This is a genomic window from Flagellimonas iocasae, from assembly GCF_042682725.1.
GTDB lineage: Bacteria > Bacteroidota > Bacteroidia > Flavobacteriales > Flavobacteriaceae > Flagellimonas > Flagellimonas iocasae.
The window spans coordinates 218,750-244,336 of record NZ_JBHUHU010000005.1 but is presented as its reverse complement, the minus strand read 5'-3'; the positions used below and the strand labels follow the sequence as shown (position 1 = coordinate 244,336).

General features: G+C 42.0%; 27 protein-coding genes. 13 read left to right on the top strand and 14 right to left on the bottom strand.

What is annotated here, in order from left to right; translation table 11 throughout:
* Positions 1-16: 16 nt before the first annotated feature.
* Genes ACFSJE_RS15180 through ACFSJE_RS15160 form a run of 5 tightly spaced genes read right to left on the bottom strand, consistent with a single transcriptional unit; the run spans position 17 to position 4,683 of the window.
* Entirely contained in the window at positions 17-1,075 is a 1,059-nt protein-coding gene (locus ACFSJE_RS15180) for a nucleoid-associated protein (RefSeq protein ID WP_379831713.1), read from the bottom strand.
* A gap of 51 nt (positions 1,076-1,126) precedes the next feature.
* Positions 1,127-1,639, bottom strand: coding sequence for an IS1096 element passenger TnpR family protein (locus ACFSJE_RS15175; protein ID WP_379831712.1), 513 nt, complete (start codon positions 1,637-1,639; stop codon positions 1,127-1,129).
* 43 nt (positions 1,640-1,682) lie between these two features.
* A complete protein-coding gene (locus ACFSJE_RS15170) occupies positions 1,683-2,696 on the bottom strand; it encodes a COX15/CtaA family protein (protein ID WP_379831711.1) in 1,014 nt (337 codons plus the stop codon).
* Positions 2,693-4,123, bottom strand: coding sequence for a CCA tRNA nucleotidyltransferase (locus tag ACFSJE_RS15165; protein ID WP_379831710.1), 1,431 nt, complete (start codon positions 4,121-4,123; stop codon positions 2,693-2,695). The genes ACFSJE_RS15170 and ACFSJE_RS15165 overlap by 4 nt, the downstream gene beginning before the upstream one ends.
* Positions 4,123-4,683 carry an L-threonylcarbamoyladenylate synthase gene (locus ACFSJE_RS15160; RefSeq protein ID WP_379831709.1) on the bottom strand — a complete coding sequence of 187 codons (561 nt, stop codon included), beginning with the start codon at positions 4,681-4,683 and terminating at the stop codon, positions 4,123-4,125. The genes ACFSJE_RS15165 and ACFSJE_RS15160 overlap by 1 nt, the downstream gene beginning before the upstream one ends.
* 82 nt (positions 4,684-4,765) lie before the next feature.
* On the opposite strand from ACFSJE_RS15160, the gene ACFSJE_RS15155 reads away from it, so the two are divergent.
* Positions 4,766-5,599: a glycosyltransferase family 2 protein gene (locus tag ACFSJE_RS15155; RefSeq protein ID WP_379831708.1), complete on the top strand. Its 834-nt coding sequence runs from the start codon at positions 4,766-4,768 to the stop codon at positions 5,597-5,599.
* On the opposite strand, the gene ACFSJE_RS15150 is transcribed toward ACFSJE_RS15155, so the two are convergent.
* Both ACFSJE_RS15150 and ACFSJE_RS15145 read right to left on the bottom strand, forming a co-directional pair.
* Positions 5,581-6,384 (bottom strand): glycosyltransferase family 2 protein, encoded by an 804-nt coding sequence (locus ACFSJE_RS15150; protein ID WP_379831706.1) that lies wholly within the window; start codon positions 6,382-6,384, stop codon positions 5,581-5,583. The two genes, ACFSJE_RS15155 and ACFSJE_RS15150, sit on opposite strands and share 19 nt — an antisense overlap.
* Positions 6,385-6,651: 267 nt before the next feature.
* Entirely contained in the window at positions 6,652-7,467 is an 816-nt protein-coding gene (locus tag ACFSJE_RS15145) for a 2,3,4,5-tetrahydropyridine-2,6-dicarboxylate N-succinyltransferase (RefSeq protein WP_379831705.1), read from the bottom strand.
* Between the two features lie 100 nt (positions 7,468-7,567).
* Between ACFSJE_RS15145 and ruvX the strand changes: the two genes are divergently transcribed.
* The 3 genes from ruvX to ACFSJE_RS15130 are packed head-to-tail and all read left to right on the top strand — an operon-like array spanning position 7,568 to position 9,069.
* Positions 7,568-7,978 (top strand): Holliday junction resolvase RuvX, encoded by a 411-nt coding sequence (gene ruvX / locus ACFSJE_RS15140; protein WP_379831704.1) that lies wholly within the window; start codon positions 7,568-7,570, stop codon positions 7,976-7,978.
* 3 nt (positions 7,979-7,981) lie between these two features.
* Complete coding sequence (def, locus tag ACFSJE_RS15135; protein WP_379831703.1) at positions 7,982-8,572, top strand: peptide deformylase; 591 nt, start codon at positions 7,982-7,984, stop codon at positions 8,570-8,572.
* A gap of 53 nt (positions 8,573-8,625) precedes the next feature.
* Positions 8,626-9,069 carry a DUF5606 family protein gene (locus ACFSJE_RS15130; RefSeq protein ID WP_379831701.1) on the top strand — a complete coding sequence of 148 codons (444 nt, stop codon included), beginning with the start codon at positions 8,626-8,628 and terminating at the stop codon, positions 9,067-9,069.
* On the opposite strand, the gene ACFSJE_RS15125 is transcribed toward ACFSJE_RS15130, so the two are convergent.
* From ACFSJE_RS15125 to bglX, 4 genes are read right to left on the bottom strand one after another with little or no spacing between them, the layout of a single operon-like run.
* Complete coding sequence (locus ACFSJE_RS15125; RefSeq protein ID WP_379831700.1) at positions 9,070-10,644, bottom strand: family 20 glycosylhydrolase; 1,575 nt, start codon at positions 10,642-10,644, stop codon at positions 9,070-9,072.
* Between the two features lie 20 nt (positions 10,645-10,664).
* Positions 10,665-11,309, bottom strand: a complete 645-nt coding sequence (locus ACFSJE_RS15120) for a GDSL-type esterase/lipase family protein (RefSeq protein ID WP_379831699.1) — start codon at positions 11,307-11,309, stop codon at positions 10,665-10,667.
* Between the two features lie 25 nt (positions 11,310-11,334).
* Positions 11,335-12,210, bottom strand: a complete 876-nt coding sequence (locus ACFSJE_RS15115; RefSeq protein WP_379831698.1) for an alpha/beta hydrolase — start codon at positions 12,208-12,210, stop codon at positions 11,335-11,337.
* Positions 12,211-12,226: 16 nt separating this feature from the next.
* On the bottom strand, positions 12,227-14,482 hold the full coding sequence (bglX, locus tag ACFSJE_RS15110) for a beta-glucosidase BglX (protein ID WP_379831697.1): 2,256 nt from the start codon (positions 14,480-14,482) through the stop codon (positions 12,227-12,229).
* 108 nt (positions 14,483-14,590) lie between these two features.
* Between bglX and mazG the strand changes: the two genes are divergently transcribed.
* From mazG to ACFSJE_RS15085, 5 genes are all read left to right on the top strand, one after another.
* Positions 14,591-15,364 carry a nucleoside triphosphate pyrophosphohydrolase gene (gene mazG / locus ACFSJE_RS15105; protein WP_379831696.1) on the top strand — a complete coding sequence of 258 codons (774 nt, stop codon included), beginning with the start codon at positions 14,591-14,593 and terminating at the stop codon, positions 15,362-15,364.
* Positions 15,365-15,450: 86 nt separating this feature from the next.
* Positions 15,451-16,851, top strand: coding sequence for an MATE family efflux transporter (locus ACFSJE_RS15100; RefSeq protein WP_379831695.1), 1,401 nt, complete (start codon positions 15,451-15,453; stop codon positions 16,849-16,851).
* A 3-nt stretch (positions 16,852-16,854) separates the two neighbouring features.
* Positions 16,855-17,082, top strand: coding sequence for a hypothetical protein (locus ACFSJE_RS15095; protein ID WP_379831694.1), 228 nt, complete (start codon positions 16,855-16,857; stop codon positions 17,080-17,082).
* Complete coding sequence (locus tag ACFSJE_RS15090; RefSeq protein ID WP_379831693.1) at positions 17,082-17,651, top strand: phosphatase PAP2 family protein; 570 nt, start codon at positions 17,082-17,084, stop codon at positions 17,649-17,651. Before ACFSJE_RS15095 ends, ACFSJE_RS15090 begins: the two co-directional genes overlap by 1 nt.
* Complete coding sequence (locus ACFSJE_RS15085) at positions 17,648-19,306, top strand: ArnT family glycosyltransferase (RefSeq protein ID WP_379831692.1); 1,659 nt, start codon at positions 17,648-17,650, stop codon at positions 19,304-19,306. Before ACFSJE_RS15090 ends, ACFSJE_RS15085 begins: the two co-directional genes overlap by 4 nt.
* Here the strand turns inward: ACFSJE_RS15085 and ACFSJE_RS15080 are convergent.
* From ACFSJE_RS15080 to meaB, 3 genes are read right to left on the bottom strand one after another with little or no spacing between them, the layout of a single operon-like run.
* Positions 19,303-20,175, bottom strand: a complete 873-nt coding sequence (locus tag ACFSJE_RS15080) for a lysylphosphatidylglycerol synthase transmembrane domain-containing protein (RefSeq protein ID WP_379831691.1) — start codon at positions 20,173-20,175, stop codon at positions 19,303-19,305. The two genes, ACFSJE_RS15085 and ACFSJE_RS15080, sit on opposite strands and share 4 nt — an antisense overlap.
* Positions 20,156-21,118 carry a glycosyltransferase family 2 protein gene (locus ACFSJE_RS15075; RefSeq protein ID WP_379831690.1) on the bottom strand — a complete coding sequence of 321 codons (963 nt, stop codon included), beginning with the start codon at positions 21,116-21,118 and terminating at the stop codon, positions 20,156-20,158. The genes ACFSJE_RS15080 and ACFSJE_RS15075 overlap by 20 nt, the downstream gene beginning before the upstream one ends.
* A 35-nt stretch (positions 21,119-21,153) precedes the next feature.
* On the bottom strand, positions 21,154-22,146 hold the full coding sequence (gene meaB / locus ACFSJE_RS15070) for a methylmalonyl Co-A mutase-associated GTPase MeaB (RefSeq protein ID WP_379831689.1): 993 nt from the start codon (positions 22,144-22,146) through the stop codon (positions 21,154-21,156).
* 273 nt (positions 22,147-22,419) lie between these two features.
* Here meaB and ACFSJE_RS15065 point away from each other — a divergent pair, with 273 nt between their 5' ends.
* The 4 genes from ACFSJE_RS15065 (at position 22,420) to ACFSJE_RS15050 (ending at position 25,544) form a co-directional block, all read left to right on the top strand.
* Positions 22,420-22,845: an organic hydroperoxide resistance protein gene (locus ACFSJE_RS15065; protein ID WP_379831688.1), complete on the top strand. Its 426-nt coding sequence runs from the start codon at positions 22,420-22,422 to the stop codon at positions 22,843-22,845.
* 150 nt (positions 22,846-22,995) lie between these two features.
* Positions 22,996-23,538 (top strand): RNA polymerase sigma factor, encoded by a 543-nt coding sequence (locus tag ACFSJE_RS15060; RefSeq protein ID WP_379831687.1) that lies wholly within the window; start codon positions 22,996-22,998, stop codon positions 23,536-23,538.
* A complete protein-coding gene (locus ACFSJE_RS15055; protein WP_379831686.1) occupies positions 23,522-24,127 on the top strand; it encodes a hypothetical protein in 606 nt (201 codons plus the stop codon). Before ACFSJE_RS15060 ends, ACFSJE_RS15055 begins: the two co-directional genes overlap by 17 nt.
* On the top strand, positions 24,099-25,544 hold the full coding sequence (locus ACFSJE_RS15050) for a hypothetical protein (protein ID WP_379831685.1): 1,446 nt from the start codon (positions 24,099-24,101) through the stop codon (positions 25,542-25,544). The genes ACFSJE_RS15055 and ACFSJE_RS15050 overlap by 29 nt, the downstream gene beginning before the upstream one ends.
* Positions 25,545-25,587: the final 43 nt, after the last annotated feature.

The following is a 25,587-nucleotide window of genomic DNA, read 5'->3' as shown; positions in this document are numbered from 1 at the left end:
TTAGTGCTGAATGCTCCTAACTCTTCTGTTCTTTGTTGAAATACACCAAATAATAATACATCTGACGTTCCTCGTCCCAACCTTTTTCCACAAACTTTTCAGCGGATTCTGGGTTGATGAAATCCAACTTTATCTGAATGTTGGTATCCAGATTGATGACATTCTTGATTTTCTTCCGAGCGTCGGAAACAGCTTTATTGGCAATATCAAAATTGGAAACGTCCTCAATGCTGTATTTTGGCCCTTTCTCAACCTTGTAATGCTTGAATTCAGGAATTAAATCGGGGTTTTCCATTACCTCGTTCAAAAATGAGGTTTCTTCAAAATTGTCGTTCTTGGCGAAGTGGTTTACGGCTCGGTTCATAAACAGCACCTCTTGTTGCTTGTCCTCTGCTGGCAATACCACATCCTTCGCGAAGTTTTGACAGAATTTGAGATAGTTTTTGGTCAAGAAGTTCTCATCGGTCAGTGGTATAAGCCCTAAAAAGTTCTCCAACCAGTATTTGGCATCGTAACGGTTACTATCTACCGACAACACTTTATAGCCTTCTTCTTTTTGCGTATTGAAAATGATGCATCCCTTGTCCAATTTATTGATGTTGATTCCCTGACGAATCAAAATCTCCAAGTTTTGCTCTTTTTCCTTGAACTGAAGGAAATCATGCTTCAACTCACTTTTAAAAATCCCAACAGCATCCAATTTTTGGTTATCGATGACCATATCGGAGAAATGAACCACGTACACCTCACCACTTTTAATATGCGGGTGGTTTGATTGTTCAAAGAGGTGGGCAGTTATTTTTTTGGAAACCTCATGGGTTTTGGAGTTGTCCACGAAAATCTCGGTAACAGAGTTATAAACATCATTGAACTCCAAATCCACATCATTATAAAACTTATAATAGTTCTCTTCCTTCTCTCGGAACGGTTTAAAGAAATATTCCTTGAGCAACCCCGCCATTTCATCATTCAACGTGAACGGCTCCGCAGATAAAAATGCATTCTCATTTTTGCTTTTGTTGCCAACACGGTGAAGTGAAATTCGTTCAATTTGGGCGTTATACAGATTTAGCATTTTTTGGTTAAGGGTTAAGGGTTAAGGGTTAAGGGTTAAGGGTTAAGGGTTTTAATTCCAGTTTTCGTCAAAATCCATGTCATCATAACTATCGAGGAAGTCGTCATCATCACCTAATCCATGCATTTCTTCTCCTTCCTCTGCTTCGAATTTTTTCTCTGGCGGAGCATCGGGTAATTCCCCAAAACTGAAGAGCACATTGGGGTAAATTCTCCCGGGTTCCTCATCTACGACATCGGCCAGCTCCACAAAAAAGGTCCACATGCTGAAGAAATCGTACACATAAATCATTTTAGGGTTGTCTTCGGACAATACATCGTCCAAAATGGTTTCGTTCATCAAGCGGATATCAGAACCATTCTCGCTCATATCAAACAACGCAATTTCCTCGTCTTGGTTCCATTCCTCATCACAGGTGTAGAAAGAGGCCATCTCACTGCCTTCAAATCCAAAGGCTTGGGTAATGGTGTTATGAAATTCTTCCAGTGTATTGCTATCCTCAATCTCAACATCCCTAAAGATATCTTCCTCGGCATCAAGAATAATCCTGATTTTATAAATCATCCAACAAATTTTAGAGTGGGCACAAATTTACGACAATTCAATCTTATTTGGAGAACCTATGCAAGGTAAACGTCATGGCGGCCAACAAGAAAAATGCACCAATTTGGTGGGCAACGCCCAGCCATAGGGGAACGACATAAATCAACGTTAAAACCCCCAACAAAAACTGAACAAACACCAATATAACTATAGATTGAAGTCCTTTATCCTGTAATGGCGTTCGCTGAATTTTCCGGCTTCGTACCCAAATCATGGCAATTAAGCCTACCACAAAATAGGCGATATACCTGTGTACGAACTGCACCCCGCTTTTTCCTTCAAAAAAGTTTTTAATGACGGGTTGCTGCTCAATATATACGGTCTCGTGAATCAATTTTCCCTCGCTCATAAGAGGCCAGTGGTTATGGATAAAACCAGCATCCAATCCAGCTACAAAGGCCCCCCAGATAATTTGAATCAATAAAACACCGTAGGTGATTCGGATGAGGTTCCGGATGGGTTTTAGAATTTCTTTTTTGGTCGGATATAGCAAGTCCAACGCCACCCAAAGGCTATAGGCAAAGGTGATGAACGCCGTGGTCAAGTGTGCGGCCAATCGAAAATGGGACACATCGGGACGGTCCACCAAGCCACTTTTTACCATGTACCACCCTAAAAACCCTTGAAATCCTCCCAGAAAAAGCAAAACCACACATTTTTTGATGGTAGGTCTATCCAATTTTTTAGTGAAAAGGAAGTAGAGGAAAGGCAGGATGAAAACGATTCCGATAAATCGACCTATAAATCTGTGCAGCCATTCCCAGAAATAGATGTCCTTAAAATCCTCTAGATCAAAATGGGAATTCAATTTTTGATATTCAGGGTATTGCTTGTACAGTTCAAAGGCTTCTTCCCAGGCTTGCTCGTTCATTGGGGGCAAGGTGCCATGAATCAATTTGTAGTCCGAGATGGAAAGCCCAGAGTGTGTGAGTCTAGTGATTCCACCCACCAACACCATAATAAAAATGAGTGCGCAACCGGTCAGCAGCCAGTACACCACATATTTGTTCTTTTTCATTCTGAATGGACTTTTAGGTTTAGTTGCTTGCCTTTTTCCAGCATAAATTGATAGGCAGCTTCGTATTCATTGGGAATTTCACCTTCCAAAATAGCTTCTTTGATGGCGTCTTTAATGATTCCAATTTCCTTGGAAGGCTTTAAATTGAAGGTTTGCATGATTTCCTCACCCGAAACCGGCGGTTGAAAATTTCGGACGTGGTCACGCTCTTCAACTTCCACAATTTTTTGACGCACCAATTGAAAGTTGTTCTTGTACTTCCGTTGTTTTTTAGGATTCTTGGTAGTGATGTCCGCTTCGCACAAAGTCATGAGGTCGTCCACATAATCACCAGCATCAAAAACCAAACGCCGAACCGCAGAATCGGTAACATGGTCTTCCGCCAAAATGATGGGTCTTGAACTCATCAACACCATTTTTTGGACGAATTTCATTTTGTCGTTCAGCGGCATCCGCATCCGCTTAAAAAGTTTGTAGACCATTTTGGAACCTACAAACTCATGACCGTGAAAGGTCCAGCCAATTTTGTTATGGAATTTTTTGGTGGGAGCTTTGCCAATATCATGTAACAGGGCTGCCCAACGTAACCACAGGTTGTCCGTGGTTTCGGAAATATTGTCCACCACTTCCAACGTATGCCAAAAATTGTCCTTGTGTCGTTGTCCTTCAATCTCTTCAATGCCCTGAAGTGCAGTCAATTCTGGAAGAATGAGCGGCAACAGCCCGGTTTGGTGCATCAATTTAAAACCTAATGAGGGTGTGGGGCTCATCAAAATTTTATGGAGTTCATCCACAATGCGTTCCTCGGAAATGATTTTGATGCGATTTTTATTTTCGGTGATTGCCTGGAGTGACTTCAATTCAATGGTAAAATGCAATTGCGTAGCAAAACGAATGGCACGCATCATGCGCAAAGGATCATCAGAATAGGTAATGCCCGGTTCCAAAGGAGTTCGGATAATCTTTTTATCCAAATCGGAAATGCCATCAAAAGGATCCAGAAGCTGCCCAAAATTGGTATTGTTCAGCGACAAGGCCATCGCATTTATGGTAAAATCACGACGGTTTTGGTCGTCTTCCAACGTGCCATCTTCCACCACAGGTTTTCGGCTATCGCGATGATAGCTTTCTTTTCGTGCACCAACGAATTCAAGCTCCAGACCTTGGTGTTTGATCATAGCCGTTCCAAAATTCTTGAAAATGGAAACCTCAGGTTTTCCCTTGAGTTTGGAAGCTACTTTTTTCGCCAGTTGAATGCCACTGCCTACGGCCACCACATCAATATCTTTAGGTGTCCCTCTTTTTAAGAAATAATCCCGCACAAATCCACCGATAACGTATGCATCCATGCCCAATTCATCGGCGGTTTCACCGATAAGCTGAAAAACGGGATGTTGTATGGCGTCTTTGTGGAATTCTTGTATCATTATTCCCGAATTACCTTCACCTGTCCGTCATTGGCCAATTTAATGATGGATGAGGGTGAGGGGTCTTTGTTTACATCCGGCAAATTTACCACATAGTCCACTCCTTTTAAAATTTCAGGGCCGATATCCTTGAACCGTTTTGGGGTTGGTTCTCCAGAAATATTGGCAGAGGTGGACACAATGGGTTTTCCAAATTTATTGATGAGGTATTGACAGAATTTATCCGATGCCACCCGAATGGCCAGCGTATTATCCTCCGCAATAAGGTTTTGAGCTACGCCCACCGGTTCATCAAAAACAATAGTGGTGGGTTTAGTGGCAAAGTCCATAATATCGTACGCTACTTCGGGTACCATTTTTACATGCCGTTCCAGCATGGCTTGATGGGCTACTAGACATATCAATGCTTTGGAGTCTTCTCGCTTTTTAAGGGCGTACACTTTTTTTACGGCGTCCGGATTTGTGGCATCGCAGCCAATGCCCCAAACCGTATCGGTAGGGTAGAGGATAAGGTTACCTTCCTTTAGTTCTTTGATGCAATTGTTGATTTCTTCCGTCAATGTGTTGTCTATTAAATTGAAATGACCAAGATTGCAAAATTAATCATAAGCGATAATATTTAATATTTCTATTTTTGCCCAGATGGATCAGAACGAACAGGAAGCACCTAAAATATCTGTGATTGTAAGCACCTATAATGCCGAAGAATGGCTTAAAAAGGTGCTATGGGGGTTTAATTGTCAGATTTTCAGGGATTTTGAGGTTGTTGTTGCGGATGATGGTTCGGGGCCAAAGACCAAGGAACTTTTGGAGGAAATGTCAAAAAAGGTATTTTATCCCATAGTTCATGTATGGCAAGAGGACGATGGTTTCCAGAAATCAAGAATTCTGAACAAGGCAGTTGAAGCCTGTAGTGCTGATTATATTATTATGACGGATGGGGATTGCATTCCTCGTGAGGATTTTGTGGAGGTGCACTACATCAATAAAGAACACGGCTATTTTATCTCTGGTGGGTATTATATGCTGCCTATGAACATTTCCAAAATGATCACATTGGAAGATATTGAAAATCAAAATTGTTTCAATATCCATTGGCTCAAGGAAATGGGAATTCCTAAGACGTTCAAGAACAACAAACTTACTGCCAGCGGGGTCATATCAAAACTCTTGAACACATTTACCCCCACCAATGCCAGTTGGAACGGACATAATTCCTCGGGTTGGAAAAAAGACATTTTAAATGTCAACGGTTTTGACGAGCGGATGCAGTACGGAGGTCAGGACCGCGAGTTGGGTGAACGGCTGTTCAATTTTGGAATTAAATCCAAGCAGTTACGATACAGTGCTGTATGTGTGCATTTGGATCACAAAAGAGGGTACAAAACCCCAGAATCCATTGCAAAAAATCAATCTATACGGAAAGAGACGAGGTCCAGTAAATTGGTGTGGACCCATTATGGCATTACCAAGTAATAGGCAAGCTCATTTTTCTTCTCCAAGCGCTTAAGCTCTCTGTATCTTTCCAAAACGCCCAATGCGTTCAAATAGCAAATGGTAACTCCTTTTTTACCATCCAAAATACCAAGTCTCAGAACATAGTGATTGAAGAATTTCCAAGTAGGTTTTACCACCATCAAAATATAATTGAAATGCTTTTCCTTGTAGAAATCCTCTTTGGCCTTTAATTGGCCATAGCGGAGCATTTTACCTTTATAGTCTTCGTAATTTTTATAGCAGTAATGGGTAAGTTTTTCTTTAAGGATGCAAGACGCACCATCAACTTCCAAGGTTTCGTGTACAATCTTTCTATCGGTAAAGTGTGCCTTACTTTTTCTAAAAAGTCGATGATTTTTATCCGTTTGCCAGCCACTAAAATTTAAGGTGCTGTCTTGGAACATGAACTTGCGGTAGAACCAATACGCCTCGCAGGCATTTGGATTGTTAACGGTATCAACAATTTCCTTTTGAAGTGCTTCGCTTACCACCTCGTCGGCATCTAAAAAAAGTATCCAATCATTGGAAGCTTGCTTCAAGGTGAAGGACTTTTGGGCAGTAAAATTCTCGAAAGGATTTTGAATCACATTTACTTTAGGATGCTTCTTCAAATACTCAAAAGTGCCATCCGTACTGTAAGAATCAACAACGATTATCTCATCGGCAAATGAAACAGAATCGATACACTTTTCAATGTATCCCATTTCATTGTAGGTGATGATGAGTGCTGATATTTTTTGCTTTGGGGTGCTCAATCCAGCCATAATTTATTGGGTACGCGGTTTGGTTATACAAAACTATAACAAAAAAACAGGGCGAAAATTGTTTAGCTGTTTATTTTTCTTACAACAATCAAAATTGCCAAATCCCTACTTTTTTCATGTTAAAATTGAAAAAATCCGGGCTGCTCTTTCAGATAATAGAGTATGTCATTCCAATATGGTTGCTTTTTTTTGAAGAAAAAACGACCTAACCTAAATCTGGGCCTCAAAAGTATTTCCAAAAATTTGGTAAACGATTAAAATGGAAGTCTATACCGCAACATCATGCTCTCTCAGGGCATTGTTGAGCGAAGTCTTCTTATCGGTACTTTCTTTTCGTTTTCCAATGATCAAGGCACAAGGCACTTGATATTCCCCTGCTGGAAACTTTTTGGTGTAACTTCCAGGGATCACTACAGACCTTGCAGGAACCCTTCCTTTCAATTCAATGGGTTCATCACCTGTAACATCTATAATTTTGGTGGAGGCTGTCAGCACCACGTTAGCGCCAAGAACCACTTCTTTTTCTACGCGAACACCTTCAACAACTATACATCTTGAACCGATAAAGGCATTGTCCTCAATAATAACGGGTGCAGCCTGCAAGGGTTCCAAAACACCTCCAATACCAACTCCACCACTTAAGTGAACGTTTTTGCCTATCTGTGCACAACTACCTACAGTGGCCCAAGTGTCCACCATGGTACCTTCGTCCACATAGGCGCCGATATTAACGTAACTAGGCATAAGAATGGTTCCTTTGGAAATATAGGCGCCGTGTCTGGCCACAGCATGGGGAACAACACGCACCCCTTTTTCTTGATAGCCTCTTTTCAAGGGAATTTTATCGTGATATTCAAAAATGCCAGCTTCAAGCACCTCCATTTTTTGGATGGGGAAATACAGCACCACAGCCTTTTTCACCCATTCGTTGATTTGCCATCCATCCGCGGTGGGTTCCGCACAACGCAGTTCCCCCATGTCAATCAATTCAATTACCTCCCTGATGGCGGTTTGGGTTTTTTCTTCTGTCAACAATTCCCGGTTGTCCCAGGCTTCTTCTATAAGTCCCCTTAAATCTGTCATTTTTCTTAAAATTTAGGCAAAGATAGTCCCCTTGCCAGAATAATGGGGCTTATTTTAAGGGCATAACATTTTTAAGGTTATTTTTGCCAAAAATTTTGGTTTGGCTAGAATCTTGGCGTTGGATTATGGAAAAGTAAGAACTGGAATTGCGGTGACCGATGAACTTCAGTTGATTGCTTCTGGACTGACCACAGTTGAGACCAAGGAATTGATTCCCTTCCTTGCGGATTATATTGAAAAGGAATCCGTGGAACGATTTGTGGTAGGATTACCCAAACAAATGGACAATACGCCCTCTGAATCGGAAGCATTGATTCAGCCTTTTTTAAAAAAATTGACAGGGAGGTTTCCAGAAATACCTGTAGAGCGCCAAGACGAAAGGTTCACTTCCAAAATGGCATTCCAGTCCATGTTGGACAGTGGAGTGAAAAAGAAAAAACGCCGAGATAAAAGCTTGGTGGATGAAATAAGTGCCACGCTGATTTTGCAGGCCTATCTTAATAGAATTTAATTTATGATTTTACCCATTATTGCATACGGAGACCCCGTTTTACGTAAAATGGCAAAGGATATTACCCAAGAATATCCAAAACTGGATGAATTGATCACCAATATGTGGGAGACCATGTACAATGCCCACGGCGTGGGATTGGCGGCTCCTCAGGTTGGTCTTCCAATTCGACTTTTTGTGGTGGATACTACTCCGTTTTCAGATGATGAAGACTTAAGTGAGGAGGACCAAAAAGCACTAAACGGCTTCAAAAAAGTCTTCATTAACGCAAAAATTGAAGAGGAAATAGGGAAGGAATGGGATTTTAATGAAGGTTGTCTTAGTATTCCCGATATCCGTGAAGATGTCAAAAGAAAGTCCGAAATCACCATTAGCTACCTGGATGAAAATTTTAAGCCCCGCACCGAAACCTATGATGGTCTGTTGGCACGGGTGATTCAACATGAATATGACCATATCCAAGGTGTTTTATTTACAGATAAACTTTCAACATTAAAGAAGCGCTTGCTGAAAAGTAGGTTGGAGAAAATTTCAAAAGGAAAAATCGCAGTCGACTACAAAATGCGGTTCCCCAATATCAAAAAAGGACGTTAAAAAAATTGACGTTTCAGAGAATACTATATTTTTGCGCGCATAAATCTTATTGAATGGCATTGGACAAAATTTTATCGATTGGCGGTAAGCCCGGACTTTTCAAATTATTGACCCAAACAAGAAGTGGTTTTGTTGGGGAATCCCTTTTGGATGGAAAAAGAGTTACCGTGGGGATGAGAAGTAATGTCAGTGTCCTTTCTGAAATAGCCATCTACACCTTGGAGGAAGAGGTACCGCTTCGCGAAGTTTTCCAGAAAATCAAGGAAAAAGAGGACGGCAAGAAAACTGGAATCAGCCACAAGGCCGAAAAAATTGAGTTGGAGGAATATTTCTTCGAAATTCTGCCCAACTATGATGAGGACCGGGTGTATGCGAGTGATATCAAAAAAATCGTTCAATGGTACAACATCCTCATCGATAACAACATTTCAGATTTTGTTACAGAAGAGGATGCTGAGGAAGAGCCAACTTCTGTGGCTTCCAGTGAAGAGGAATAATCATTCTTTCTTCCAGTCTATCAAAGGACTTGGGTAATAATTCACTTCCATCTGATTTAAATACGGAACCTGTTGGGCCAAACGCTGTTTGTACTCTTCCCAGTTGCAATGTTCTGCTGGGGACCAACCCAATTCGGCAATCCCAATCACACGTGGAAAGGCCAGATATTCCAATTCGGCACTGTTGCTGATGGTCTCTGACCATAATGGTGCTTCAATTCCAATAATACTTTCTCTCGGCAGCCCTTCAACATAGGTTTCTGGGTTCCAGTTGTAGGCTACATCCACAGGAATTAAGCCAGCCCAAGTGAGGCCGTATTCGGAAATGGAATCATATTTCATATCCACATAGGTTCGTTCCGATGGGGAAAGAATCACTTTCAACCCATTCTCGGCTGCTTTTATGGCGCTGTGTGATTCATTCCAGAGTTGGGCAACGGAAGATGGGTCAAGATTGGCTTGGGCAATCTCGTTCCACCCTATCATTTTTTTACCGTGCTTTTGGACAAGTTTCTCCACTTTTTCCACAAATAGGATATAATCATTCTTTTTGGTCACATGACTTTCATCTCCACCCGCATGAAAATACGGGCCAGGCGTTATCGCAGCGATTTCGCCAATAACATCATCCAAAAAACTGTAGACCGTGTCTTTTTGCGCATCAAAAGTGCTAAAACCAACTCTGGTGCCGGTGTATGGTTTCAATGATTTTCCATTGCCATTGAGGAACGGATAGCTCAACGAAGCGGCATTGCTGTGGCCGGGCATATCAATTTCAGGAATTACAGTCATGTGTCTATCCTCGGCATATTGAACGATATCCTTGTATTGTTCTTGGGTGTAAAATCCACCTTCACCACCGCCAACTTCGGTTTTAGCTCCCACCTCGGTGAGTTTTGGCCATGACTTGATTTCAATGCGCCATCCCTGGTCATCGGAAAGGTGTAAATGAATGGTGTTGTACTTGTAGTACGCCAGAATATCGATGTATTTTTTTACTTCATCCACAGTGAAGAAATGTCGAGCTACATCAAGCATCGCACCGCGATACTCAAACTTGGGAGCGTCCACAATTTTTCCGGTTGGAATCAACCAAAGTGGATGGTCCGTAAGCGTATCATTGCTTTTTTCGGGGATAAGTTGACGTAACGTCTGGATGCCCCTAAACGCACCCGCGGCGGTTTTGGCATTGACGAAAATGGTGTCCTTTTGAACATATAACTGATAGGATTCTGGAGTTTCCAAATCCGCACTGTCCGACTGATTGATATAAATCAAACGCTCTAATTTTCCTGAATTGTTATCATTTACTGCAAGGTCCAACCCAATTTTCCCTTTTATCTTTTCTGAAAGAAATTGTCCAACTTTCTCAAAAGCCGGGTCCTGTGTTGAGGTATAAATGACCGTATTGGAGTCCAAACCAAAAGCACTGTGGGTTGCCACCGTTTTTATGGGTTTTGGAATCAGTGGAACTGAAGCTAGGTCAGTTTTGGGGAATAGGATTTCTTTTTTTTCGGGTTGGCAAGCCCCTACGCAAATGATAGCGGAAAAGAGCAGTAATGTCCTTGTGATCACAGTGTTTTTTGATTAATTAATTATTCGAAATGGGTTTTCAATACCTCGTACCAGATATCATAGCCTTTGGTATTCATATGGAGTCCATCTTCAATGAAAATGTCCTGTTTTACTTTTCTTTTGTCCAGCATGGGGTACCAAACATCCACAAAATCGACCCCATCGATTTTTTCAGCCAGCCTACTTAGTTTTCGGTTCAACCGGCGGTACTTTCCTCTCATTTTCCATCGGGCGATACTAGGTTTTGGTGAAATCAAAACAATCTCCATGTTCTGATTTTTTTGTTGAAGCACGGTCACAATCCGTTCAGAAGTATCCACAATATCCCGGAGTCTTTTCTTGGCGCTTACATCATTGTCTCCTTCATAAATAAAGACTTTCACAGGCTGGTAATTGAGAATCAACTCATCTAAATACAATTCTAAATCTGAAAATTGGGAACCTCCAAATCCGGTATTCAACACTTGCTGATTTGGAAATCTATCTTGGACGTCCCTCCACATTCTCACACTGGAGCTACCCGTAAAAACAGTCGTAGGTTTTGAGGAATCCCAAAGGGAATCATTCTTTTTTTGGATTTCCATTACCTCCTTATCAAAGCGATTTGGAGCTTGGGCCAATCCCAAGAAGGGAACAAATAGTAGTAATATGAATAATTTTTTCATGCCGATGTGTTTTGTGTGATAGTGATTAATAGTCACTGACCAGATTTTGAGTTTTGCTCCATTCATAAAAACGCTCTATCCATGTATCTGAAGGCAATCCTTGTTTACGCATTCCAAATCCATGTCCGCCCTTGCTGTACATTTGAAGGGCTACACTTTTTTTGGCTTCCAACCATGAGGAATACAGCGCTATGGTTCCTGCTGCCAAGCCAAGAGGGTCATCTGAAGCGCAGACCAAAAATAGGGGAGGCGCATCGCCCTTTGGTTTTTCAAGCGGAACTACATCGGACCAGTAGTACACAGGCACTAAAAAATTGGGTTTATTTTCTTCGGTATAGTTGTACGCTACCCCAGCTGTTACAGCTCCTCCGGCAGAGAAACCCATAAAACCAATTTTATTGGGGTCAATTCCGTAGGTAGTTGCATTGTCACGAACATGTTTTATGGCATTTAACCCATCTTTTATGGAATAGGGGAGAACGGTACGTACACGTTCCATAAATTTTTCGGGTTCTTTTGGGGCTTCATTTTCTATTTCAGCTACCCCATCTTTTCCGGTTGGAACCAATCGATATTTAAGGACAAAGGCGGTAATGCCCTTTTCGTTCAGCCATTTGGCCACATCATTCCCTTCACTGTTGATGCTTAGGGCGAACAATCCACCCCCGGGCGCTATAATTACAGAAGTGCCCGTATTGATGTCGTCTTTAGGTCGAAAAACCTGCATGCTGGGTTCGGATACATTGGTCACGACATCAACACCCCATATATTGGAAAAATATTCGTTTTCTGGAGTTTCCCAGGTTATGGGAGGCGCTTCGGTATTGGGAAGCTTAATAATTTCTTGTGCATTCAAATGAAGAATGCAACCAAAAATCGATATGTATAGTAGTAATTTCATGTTGATAAGCAGAACGTTAGTTTTTTATAAAAGTCTTTTGAAGATATTCCTGTGAGCTGGTACCCACCATTACTTCAAATTCTCCAGGCTCAGTCATAAAATTGTAATTCTGGTCATAAAAACCAAGTTCTTGGTCTGTCAATACAAATTCAACGTTTTGGGAAGCTTTTGGAGCAAGACTTATTTTTTTGAAGCCCTTTAATTCCTTCACTGGCCGCACTACGCTTGCAACTTTATCATGAATATAGAGTTGTATTACTTCTTCGCCCATTAAGTCGCCGGTATTGGTTACGGTAACTGAAACATTGATATTGCTTTCATCCGAAGTATCAACCTTTAAATTGGTATAGTCAAAAGTAGTATAGCTGAGTCCGTATCCGAATGGAAACAAAGGCTCATTTTTTTCATCGCTGTAATGTGACCAAAATACATTGGGTTGTGAATTAGGTCTCCCCGTGCTGAAATGATTATAGTAAAGGGGTATTTGGCCAACGCTTCTTGGGAAAGTCATGGGCAACTTACCACTTGGATTGTATTCGCCAAACAGCACTTGGGCAATTGCATTTCCCGATTGGGAACCCAATTGCCATGCCTCCAAAATGGCAGGAATGTTTTCTGCTTCCCATTCAATAGTAAGGGGCCGCCCATTCATTAAAACCAATACCATATTTTTATTGACTTCGTAAACAGCTTTTAATAGTTCTTGTTGTAAACCTGGAAGATTTAGTTGTGTTCTACTTCGTGCTTCTCCGCTTTGAAAGCCATGTTCTCCCAAAACCATGATTACCACATCAGAGACTTTTGCCAATGCAACGGCCTCATCTATTCCTGAAGTATCAGTTTCATTGACCTTTACTTCATTTAAAAAACTGACTTCAGAGTCAAATACCTGAGGGCCTTTGGCATAGGAGACATTTTGGGTGAATTTTTTTAAACCTTCCAAAACGGAAATACCGGAATGGTCATCGGACCCTAAACGCCAGCTTCCCAAGGGACTATTATTATCACTGGCCAATTCACCAATAACAGCAATATTCTTCTGATTTTTTTGCAATGGAAGAAGGTTTCCAGTGTTCTTTAAGAGCACTATGGATTTTTTGGCCATTTCCAATACACCGGCATGATGGTCTTTATGGTTGAGACGCTCTTTTTGTCTTTCTTCACTACAATAGCGATAAGGGTCATCAAAAAGGCCAAGCTCAAATTTAACTTTCAAGATTCGCCGAACCGCGTCATCAACCAAAGATTCATCCACATTGCCGTTTTTCACATTTTCCACTAAATGTGAGACATAGGCCGTTGATTCCATGTCCATGTCAGAACCGGCATTGGCCGCAAGATCAGCGGCGTGGCTCAAATCTTTGGCATATCCATGGGGGACCAATTCGCCAATCGAGCCCCAATCTGATATTACAAACCCATCAAAACCCCATTTGCTCTTCAAAATATCGCGTTGCAGAAATTTATCAGCGGTGACGGGTATTCCATTTAAAAGATTGAATCCGTTCATTACGGTTTTCACATCGGCATCCACAGCCGCTTTAAACGGGGGTAGAACCGTGTTGAAAAGAGTTGTTGTGCCAATATCAACTGTGTTGTAGTCCTTGCCCGCCTCTGCAAAACCATAAGCGGCAAAGTGTTTAACACAAGCTGCAATGGTATTGGGTTTGGAAAGGTCGTTTCCTTGAAAACCAACTACTCTAGCCTTGGCAATCTGCGAACCTAAATATGTATCTTCCCCTGCACCTTCCATAACGCGTCCCCAACGTGCATCCCGCGAAATGTCCACCATAGGGGCGAAGGTCCAATTGATGCCAACAGCGGAAGCCTCGTCAGCTGCGATTCGGGCAGAATTTTCTATGGCTTTTAAGTCCCAACTCGCCGCCTCGGCAAGCGGTATTGGAGCAATTGTCTTGTAGCCGTGTATCACATCAAATCCAAAAATCAAGGGGATTCCCAATCGGGATTCTTCCACGACCAATTTTTGCAATTTTCGTACTTCTTGGGCGCCCACAACATTGAGCATTGAACCGACCCATCCCTTTTTAAGATGTTCATATTTAACGGCGGCGTTGCCTCCTTCGGGAACAGGACCCGTTACATCCCAAAAACCATTGTATTGGTTCATTTGACCTACTTTTTCCTCCAATGTCATCAGTTGTAGTAAGGAATCCACTTTTTGGTCAATTGTTTTTTCTTGAGCCATGGTTTTGGTGTTGAAAAGGGTAATTTGAAGAATAACGGCCAGCAAACATTGTATTCTATAAATCATAACGTTACAATAGGGTGTTAAAAACTGGTTGATAGTCTTCGTAATTTAGCCAAAAATTCAACATCGTCTTAAAGTATGGTCTTTGTACTTTTGAATAAAATTTTATAGATGAACGCAAGATCTGAGCAGCTGAAGGCAGTGGAACGACTTCTAAACATCATGGATGAATTACGCGAACAATGCCCGTGGGACAAAAAACAGACCATGCAGACCCTTCGCCATTTGACCATAGAGGAAACCTATGAACTGGGTGATGCCATTTTGGACAATGATTTGGAAGAAGTGAAAAAGGAACTGGGCGATTTACTGTTGCACATTGTCTTTTACGCTAAGATTGGTTCTGAAACCCAAGACTTTGATATTGCGGATGTTGCCAACGGAATCTGTGAGAAATTGATCAATCGACATCCGCACATTTATGGCGATGTAAAGGTACAGGACGAGAATGAAGTCAAACAAAACTGGGAAAATATAAAATTGAAAGAGGGCAAAAAAAGTGTTCTGGAAGGCGTTCCAAATAGTTTGCCCTCGTTGGTCAAAGCCAACAGAATTCAAGAAAAAGTGGCCGGCGTGGGGTTCGATTGGGAACACCCCGAACAGGTCTTTGAAAAATTAAAGGAGGAATTGGGAGAGCTTCAAGTGGAAGTGGAATCCAACGATGCCGACAAAATTGAATCGGAATTTGGCGACGTGCTCTTTTCCATGGTCAATTATGCCCGATTTTTAAATGTAAATCCAGAAAATGCCTTGGAACGCACCAACAAAAAGTTCATCAAACGGTTTCAATATTTGGAGGGGAAAGCCAAGGAATCTGGAAAGACCCTCAAAGAAATGACCTTGGCTGAAATGGATATTTTTTGGGAAGAGGCGAAAAGCATATAACGGTTGTTCTAAATTATCAACAAACCTCTTTTTGGGTATTCCAAAATTTAGAATCCAACTATCTTTGTGCTCTTTAAATTGCCATTGTGTTCCAACAATATACCAGAGAATTTTCATATAATCTTAAGCTTGCTTATCCCGTAATTTTGGGGATGCTGGGCCATACGTTTGTCGCCTTTGCGGACAATATAATGGTTGGCCAGTTGGGCACTGCCGAATTGGCAGCGGTCTCTTTGGGCAACAGTTTTGTATTTATTGCTATGTCCTTGGGAATCGGTTTTTCCACTGCAATAACCCCTTTGGTGGCCGAGGCGGATGGTGCCGGCAACCCTGCTGATGGAAAAAGAGCTTTAAAGCACGGTTTGGTGCTCTGTACCCTGTTGGGACTTTCCCTTTTTGGCATCATCTTGTTGTGTAAACCCTTGTTGCATCACATGGAGCAACCGCCCGAAGTTGTGGAATTGGCCATTCCATATTTGGAATTGGTCGCTTTTTCTTTGGTGCCCTTGGTGATGTTCCAAGCCTTCAAACAATTTTCCGAAGGCTTATCCCAGACCAAATACCCCATGTATGCCACCATATTGGCGAATGTGGTGAACATCACCCTGAATTACCTGCTCATTTTTGGTTCCTTCGGATTTCCAAAATTGGGCATCGTGGGAGCTGCCATTGGGACACTGGCCTCTAGGGTGATCATGGTCTTGTTCATTTGGTTTTTATTGAAGCGCAAGAAGAAGTTTGAAAGCTACGTGACCAACTTCAATTTTAGGGAAATTGAAAAGAAAGTGATGAAGAAAATCATCAATTTGGGATTCCCCTCCGCCATGCAGATGTTTTTTGAAGTGGCCATCTTCACCGCGGCCATTTGGTTGAGTGGGGTGTTAGGCAAAAATGCCCAGGCTGCGAATCAGATTGCGTTGAATCTGAGCAGCATGACATTTATGGTGGGAATGGGACTCAGCGTAGCTGCCATGGTACGAGTGGGTAATCAAAAAGGATTGCAAAATTTCAGGGAACTCCGACGAATAGCAGAGTCCATCTTTTTCCTCACCTTTATTTTGGAAGTGGTCTTTGCCATCCTGTTCCTTTTGGGCAGACATTGGTTCCCCACCATTTATTTGGATGTGGATGACATTGCCAACCAGGCGGACAATACCGAGGTGATCATCATTGCCGCCAAATTATTGTTGGTGGCTGCATTTTTTCAGATTTCCGATGGATTGCAGGTGGTGGTTTTGGGAGCACTTCGTGGATTGCAAGATGTGCGGATTCCTACCTTTATCACGTTTATTGCCTATTGGTTGATTGGTTTTCCGGTTTGTTATTTCCTCGGATTGCACACCGAGCTGACCAGCACCGGAATTTGGATAGGTTTGTTGTTGGGATTGACAGCATCAGCCGTAATGTTGTATCTTCGGTTCAACTATTTGACCAAAAAGCTGATTAGAACTAAACATCATTCCAAACTATTGGAATCCAACGCATAAAATATGGAACTACCCAAATTTCTTTTGGCCGATAACACCGATTATCCAGATGCCATTTTTATCGTCCATACCGAATATCCACGATTTATCATCAATCTGGAAAATGATGAAGTGGAATGGATGGAGGAGTTTTCCAAAGAAGATGAGGCGGATTTAATGGATGAAACAGAAAATTTGATTGAAGCTGCAACCGCTTTTTACGATCGGGAAGTTTCAAGATATGATGCCTAATGCTTGAACAGCTCCTTCAGTACGATAAAGACCTTTTTTTATTCCTAAATGGACTGGGAACTCCATTGTGGGACGGTTTCTGGATGTTCATGACCAACACTAAAAGTTCTTTCCCACTTTATGTGCTGTTGCTGTATCTCTCTTATAAATTTTACGGTTGGAAACTCACCGGAATCATTTTGGTCTCAGTCGCGTTATTGATTACCTGCACGGACCAACTTTCCAACTTCTTTAAATATGGAATAGAGAGACTACGCCCCTGTCACGACCCGGAGGTCAGCAGTGTCATGCGTTTGGTGAAAAGCTATTGCGGAGGTCAGTTCGGGTATTTTTCTGCACATGCTGCCAATTCCTTTGGGCCTGCAGTCTTCTTTTCGATTTTGTTTCGAGGAAAAGTGAAGTTTATCGGAATAGCATTGCTGCTGTGGGCCTGTGTGGTGGCTTATAGTCGCATTTATATTGGGGTTCATTATCCTTTGGATGTTCTTACGGGTGCCTCGGTGGGTACTTTGTTCGGATGGTTATTTGCCAAGTTGGCTATATTTGCATTCCAAAAATTGGGTACATGATTTCAACGGCCAGATACTGGTTTTTACTCTCCCTTATTGTTCTGGTGTACATCGCTGGAATGTTCGTGACCCTTTTTGAAAATGATTCAGCCCAATTTGCGGTGATGGCCATGCGAATGGTCCAGGAGAATGATTGGTTCACCTTGATCAAGGGAACAGAGGAATATTTGGACAAACCGCACATGCATTATTGGCTGGCCGCGCTCTCCTACAAGATTTTTGGCATTCACGATTGGGCCTACCGGATTCCCGGGATTTTAGCCACCCTGCTTGGAGCCTTTAGCTGTTATGGACTAGGGAAATTATTGTACAACAAGGATGTTGGTCGTTTTGCTTCGTTGATTTTCATGACAGCGCAGACCATTGTATTGGCCAATATAGACGTTCGTACCGATGCTGTTCTAACAGGGTTTACCATTTTCGCCATTTGGCAATTGGCCGCTTATGTAGAAAAAAATGCACTGAAACATATTGTTTTGGGAGCCTTTGGAGCAGGCATGGCCTTTTCCACCAAAGGGCAGATTGCCTTGGTGGTCATTGGGGTTTCATTGCTTTGCCATTTGGCCTACACCCGAAAATGGAAACGGCTGCTCAGTTGGAAGGTGCTTGTGGCCCTTTTGGTGTTTGCCGTCACCATTGCGCCCATGTTGTATGCCTATTATCTGCAGTTTGATTTGCATCCCGAAAAAGTGATTCGAGGTAAAGACCACAGAAGCGGTATCTTTTTTATTTTCTGGGAGCAGAGCTTTGAGCGGATGAGTGGTGAAGGAGTAGGAAAAAATAGCAGTGACTTCTTTTTCTTTTTTCACACCTTTTTATGGGTCTTTTTGCCATGGACGGTTTTGGCATTGATAGCCTATTGGACAAGATTGAAAATCTTTTGGCAACAGAAATTTGCGTACAATCCAAAAATGGAATTTTTGACGCTGGGAGGCATATCTATTTTGTTTGGACTGATAAGTTTTGCACAGTTCAAGTTGCCCCATTACATCAATATTCTGATTCCATTGTATGCTATTCTTTCAGCGTCTTATCTCTATCAACTTCAAGAAAAGGAAAAACAGGGCGTGGCCAAGGTTATTTTGATTTTCCAATATTTTATACTGAGTCTGGTCTTCATTTTTACCGTTTTGGTGTGTTTTTATGTGTTCAAGTTTGAATATGTCCACGGCTATTTTGTGTTGATCCCCGTTTTGGGAGGGATTATCTATTTCTGCTTAAAGCGCGAAGCACTATATCTAAGGATTATAACCTTATCCGTATGTAGTTCCTTATTGTTGAATGGATTATTAAATAGTCACTTCTATCCAAGATTGCTAGAGTATCAGGGTGGTTCTACCATGGCTGAAAAGGTGGAGGAATATGACATTCCAGTGGATAAAATCTTCAAAATTTCTGAGCGACATACGTGGGCGTTGGATTTTTATGATAAGCATCCGATTGGAATTCTTTCTATCTCCGAATTGGAGAATCAAAGTGGCATCTGGATTTACGCCACGGACCAAGAATTGGAGCAGCTGGTAAACAATGGGTATCACTGGCACGAACAAATCACGGTGGACCAATTTAGGATCACCCGACTACAAATCAAGTTTTTGAACCCTGATACCCGTCAAAAGAAATTGGAACAGGTACACTTGGTGCAACTGGATTAGGAAATGGTTTCTAGCATCGGTTTTCTAAAATGGTAGACGATTCCTATTAGCGAAATTAAGGCGGTAATCAAGAAAAAGGTAAAACTGATGCCTATCGAAGTACTGGCATCCAATCCCAACCATTTTGCACCGTACAAGAAAGTAACTTCTCTACTGCCAATTCCACCAATGGTCAGCGGAATTACCGATACAATCGAAGAAATCAAAAACACAAAAAGGTATTCAATGACTTCCAGGCTTATGGAAAGCGATTGGAGGATGCACAAAACGCACACCAATTGCGCCAGTTGTACTATGGCCGAATACCCAATGGATTTCCAAAAAATGGGTAGGGTATAGGAAAAGAACTTCCAATTCATCCACCAGAAAACAGCAATGCTCAATGGAATTGCAGCAATGGTCAACCCCAGAAAACCCTTAAAAAATGGGCTATCTGAAATCAAGGCCAAAAAGCAAGCATATAAAAAGAGCAATAGCATCCCGCTCAAACGGTCCAGAAGTAAAACGGAGACTACTTTCTTGGTCCCGGTTTGGTATTCTTTCTGGATAACATAGCCTTTGTACGCATCACCGCCAATCCCTCCGGGAAGAAAGAGGTTGTAGAACATGCCCTGCAAATACAGTTTTAGATTGCTCTTTTGGGTGATTTTTGCCCCAATTTGATGAAAATATAGGTTCAAGCGAAGTGCAGCAATTCCTTTGGAAAGCACAAAGAACAGCAGGGCCAAGACCAGATAAAGCGGGTCGCTCTTTCGTAACGTCTGTAATACATCCTGTAGATCTATTTTGGTGAAGATAAAGTAGATCAGGGCCGCACTGATGATAAACTTCAGTGCCGTGATGAGCTTTTTACGCAGCTTTTCCGTCACCTACAGTAATTTTTTTAATGCGATAAGGCCTTTTCTGTTGGGACTCGTAGTAGGTTCGGATGAGCAGTTCCATCACAATACCAATAGTGAACAGTTGAATGCCACCCAAGATGAACATCATCCCAAAAATAAGCAAAGGTCGACTTCCAATGTCCTCGCCAAATCCAAGCTTTACAATCAATAAATAGATGTTGATGAAAATGCCGAGAATAATCAATAGCACCCCAAAAATCCCAAAAAGGTGAATGGGCCGTTGAAAATATTTTCGGATAAAGAGTAGCAACATCATATCAGCTACCACCTTGAACACGCGCTCCAAACCATACTTGGAAACCCCGGCATGTCGAGCATGGTGTTTTACAGGCACCTGCTTTATTTGTCCACCCTCCAAAAAGGCCAAAAGTGTAATAAAACGGTGCATTTCGCCATAGAGGTTCAAGCCCTTGGCAATATCCTTGGTGAACACTTTAAGGGCGCAACCGTTGTCCTTAATATCCAATTTGGTCACCCTTCGTACCAAGAAATTGGCAATTTTGGACGGTATTTTTTTGACCAAGGAATCCTTTCTTTTCTGACGAATACCGGTCACCACATCATATTCGCCACTAACTGCATATTCAAGCATATGTGGAATATCCGAAGGATCATTTTGCAAATCGCCATCCATTGTGATGATATATTCGCCCTCGGCATAATCAAGTCCGGCAGCAAGGGCCAAACTCTGGCCGTAGTTTTTCTTCAACTCAATCAAATGGACTTTGTCATCATCCATTCCTTTGACTCTTTGGCGTGTTTTATCAGTGGAAAAATCATCCACATAAACAATTTGGTAGTTGTAACCCACAAGACTTTCATGAATCTTTTGGGTCAACAGGACCACATTGTCCTCTTCATTGTACAAGGGAACCACTATGGATAGGAGGGAGTTAGTAACGGTGCTCATTCGATTTTTAATCTGTGCAAATTTATTGCTTTTATTTAAAGTTCCTTGGTGATTTTATCCAAGAGGAGTTTGGCGGCGTAAAAAGGGGAGATTTCATTGTTGTCGATGGCGTTGAGCATTTTGTCCTGTTCCATTTTAAAGGACTCCCGTTGGTGGAAAAATTGTTTGATGTGCTCGTCCACGGTTTGGAGGAACCAGTTTTTGTTCTGGGTCTTTCGGTTTTTTTCAAAATGGCCGTTTTCCTTGTTTTGAGCGACGAATTGTTCCACCAATTCCCAAATCTCCTTAATTCCTGTATTCTCAGTGGCCGAACAGCGCATCACTTTGGGGACCCAACCATTTTTTTTGGGTGGATAAAGATGTAAAGCTCTGGAAAATTCCGTTTCGGCCAGTTTGGCACGTTCCAGATTGGTACCATCAGCCTTATTGATGGCGATGGCATCGGCCATTTCCATGATACCCCGTTTAATACCTTGGAGTTCATCACCCGCCCCGGAAAGTTTCAGCAATAAAAAAAAGTCCACCATGCTATGCACGGCAATTTCACTTTGGCCCACGCCAACGGTTTCCACTAAAATGACATCATACCCTGCCGCTTCGCACAGCATAATGCTCTCTCGTGTCTTTTGGGCCACACCACCCAAGGAATTCCCCGAAGGGGAAGGCCGGATAAATGCATTGGGGTCTTTGGAAAGCGTTTGCATGCGGGTCTTATCACCCAAAATACTGCCCTTACTCAACGAACTTGTGGGGTCCACTGCCAAAACCGCCACTTTTTTCCCCATGGAAGTCAATGTGGTACCCAGTGTCTCAATAAAGGAACTCTTACCCACACCTGGAACCCCGGTAACTCCTAATCGTACACTATTGTTAGGTTGGGAAAGGCAATTTTCAATGACGGCATTGGCTTTTTCGAAATGATTAGGGTTGGCGCTTTCCAATAGGGTAATGGCCTTGGCCAAAATGGCATTATCACCTTTTAAAATGCCTTTGGTAAGGGCTTCAACGGAAATTTCCTGCTTGCGCAATGCCCTAATTTTGGAGACGGTGCTGGAGGGTGTACTTTTTTTGGTTGTCAAAGGTAATGCTCATCGAATTCTATACTAAGGTATAAAGTTTTCATGGGTTCCCGTTTATCACATGGCAAATACGGGCGTTTTTGGGTGTTAGCTGGTGTATTTCACATAAATTTAATAGCAGTTGATGAGGTCATCCACCCACAAAATGGTAACTTCTCGCAAAGAATCATTGAAAGTGGATTTTCCATTTGAAGTGATCAAAACTTTAAATACTATTTACAGATGAAAACTATTTTTGAGAGTAAAGCCACCAATACCGGAGGCAGGTCTGGACATGTTGAAAGTGAGGATGGTGTTCTTGATTTTGATATCAGTATGCCAAACTCCAAAGGAAAGCCTGACCCCAAATCCACCAACCCCGAAGAGCTTTTTGCTGCAGCATATTCCACTTGTTTTGCAGGAGCCCTTCAAGCTGTGGCCAAGGAACATGGTGTTGATGATCTAGGTGACTTTAACGTTACCGCCACTATATCGTTCAACAAAGAAGAGGAAGGTTTCTTTTTGGAGGCTACTTTGGATGCTTACTTGCCCACAGTGGACCAACAGAAAGGGGAGGACCTTATCAATGCTGCGCATGAAATTTGCCCTTATAGCAAAGCTACGCGGGATAATATCACCGTGCATTTGAATCTTTTGATGGATGAATAAAAGCATCAGAAATAACTAAAAAAGAAATCCCGTTGATAAGTCAGCGGGATTTTTTTGTTAAAAATCGATTTAAAAATGAAAATTCTGAAACGTTCCATTTTTTTCATCGTCTTTACGGAGAACCACTAAGAACCAAACAGCAAACTGACCGTGTTTCAAATTGAACTGGTAGAAAAATGTAAGCTCAACGACCGAGAGGCGCAGCTAAAACTGTATCGTCAATATTGTGACGGTATGCTTGGTGTGGCCATGCGTTTTGTGAAAAATTACGATGATGCGGAGGATGTGGTTCAGGAATCTTTTATAAAAGCGTTCCAACGGATTGAGCAATTTAAGGGTGAAGTTACGTTTGGAGCTTGGTTGAAACGGATTGTGGTAAATGGATGCATCGATTTTTTAAAATCGAAGAACCAGCGAACGGTGGAGCTGAATGAAAGCTACCTCCATATTACGGATGAGCAAGACTGGCATGTGGAAGAAGGTATCACTTTGGAGGAGGTGAAAAAGTCCATTGAGGAATTACCGGATAAATATCGATATGTGGTTCAACTGTTTTTGGTGGAGGGATATGATCACAGTGAGATTGCCCAAATTATGAACATTACGGAGGCCGCTTCGCGGACCAGATTGTTGAGGGGCAAGATACAATTAAAGGAATCATTAAAAGATAGCGCGTATGGCACGGGATCTTAGAAAATTGTTTGAAGCGGAAAGGGAAGAAAAGACCTATTCTATGAAAAGGGGGCATGAAGCCCGGTTTCTTTCAAAATTGGATGAAAAAATGCCAACGGAAGAACTTCCGAAGGAAAAGAAAGGATATTTTGTTTGGTGGCAGATAGCAGCGTCGGTTGTGGTGGCTCTGGGTTTGACATTCTATTATTTTTCCACACAAGAGGAAAAAATCAATCCGATAGATAATCAAGTGGTTGAATCTGAAGAGGAGAAAGGGGAGTACCAAACCATTTCTTTGGGAGACCTTTCCCCAGATCTAAAGAAGGTGGAAAATTACTATCTCACCAATATCAACATTCAACTATCCGATTTGGAGGTCGATGCCAATAATAAGGAAATCATGGACAGTTATATGGACCGCTTGGCCGAACTGGACGCTGAATACCATCGATTGAATAAGGAACTGAATGCAATGGGTCCCAATGACCAAACCATAGGAGCGCTGGTGAAAAATTTACAGTTACGTCTGCAATTGCTACAAAAATTGAAATCAAAGTTGAACCAATTAAATTCATCAAAAAATGAACAGGAATCATCAAATATTATGTAGTGGGCTTTTTCTGGTGCTGACGGGTATCGTCTGTCAAGCCCAAGAAAAATCAAAGACCTACAAAGAAACGTTCAATGTGGACAAGGATGCCGTCATTAACATCAACACAAGTTATGCGGACATTGAATTTGAAACATGGGACAAGGACCAAGTGGAAATTACGGCTGTGGTAGAACTGGAAGGTGCCACGGACGAAGAGGCAAAATCGTATTTTGAAAAAGACCAGATCAAAATCAAAGGAAACAGTAAGGAAATTGAAGTCCGAACTGAGGGAGGTACCTTTTGGGGTGGAAACGGCTCATTTGTTTATGATTTTGATATGCCCGATTTTAATATTGTCATCCCTGATATTCCGGAAATTCCAGAGATTCCAAGCTTCGAGTTTGTGATGCCAGATATTCCTCCAATGCCGCCCATGCCACCAATGCCTCATATGGATTTTGATTATGAAGCCTATAAAAAGGATGGGGACAAATACCTGAAGGAATGGAAAAAGGACTTCGATAAAAATTTTGACAAGGAGTATAAAGAGCGATTTAAGGAGTGGAGTGAGCGTATGGCGGAAATGGCCAAAGAGCATGCTGAGGACAGAAAGCAAATGGAGGAAGACCGCAAGCAATTGATTGAAGAGCGTAAGGTCATGGCGGAAGAGCAAAAGCAGTTACGCCAAGAAGCCCAAGAGGAAAGGCGTAAGCAACTTGAAGAGGTTAGGAAACAGCAATCTGAAGTGAAGCGCCATGTTATTAGCGTGAACAATGGAGGTCCCAATGTTTTTTATTTATCTTCTGATGATGGTGAGCACAAGGAATACAAAGTGAAAAAGCGCATCAAAATCAAAATGCCCAAAAGCGTCAAACTAAAAATGGATGTTAGACATGGAGAAGTAAAATTGGCCTCAAACACAAAGAACATCAATGCAAGCTTGTCTTACGCAAGCTTGCATGCTTCTACCATTGATGGGGACAAAACCAATATTCGGGCTTCGTATTCGCCCGTTGTGGTGCAGAAATGGAATTACGGGCAATTAAAAACGGATTATTCAGACAGGGTTAACTTGAAAGAAGTTAAAGACTTGAAATTGAATTCGGTTTCTTCCAACGTGATTATCGGGAGGCTCGCCAATACTGTTTTGGTAACAAGTAGCATGGGGGCGTTGAACATTGATTCTGTCTCCGACGATTTTTCCAATATTGACATTACGGTGGAAAATGGGGAAGTGGACTGCAAGGTGCCTCAGGTTCCCTTCAAAATTTATGTGAACGAAACCTCATCGGAATTTACCTATCCCAAAAGCATATCCATAAGTACGTCCAAAAACTTCAATACTACCGTTCACAAAGGGTATAATATGGCCAGCAAAGAGGGTAAAGCCATCAATATCAACTCCAAGTATAGCGAGGTGGTGCTAAAACAATAGTGCCTGCATCTCACAAAGGGTTCCAAACACCCATTGCCTTTCC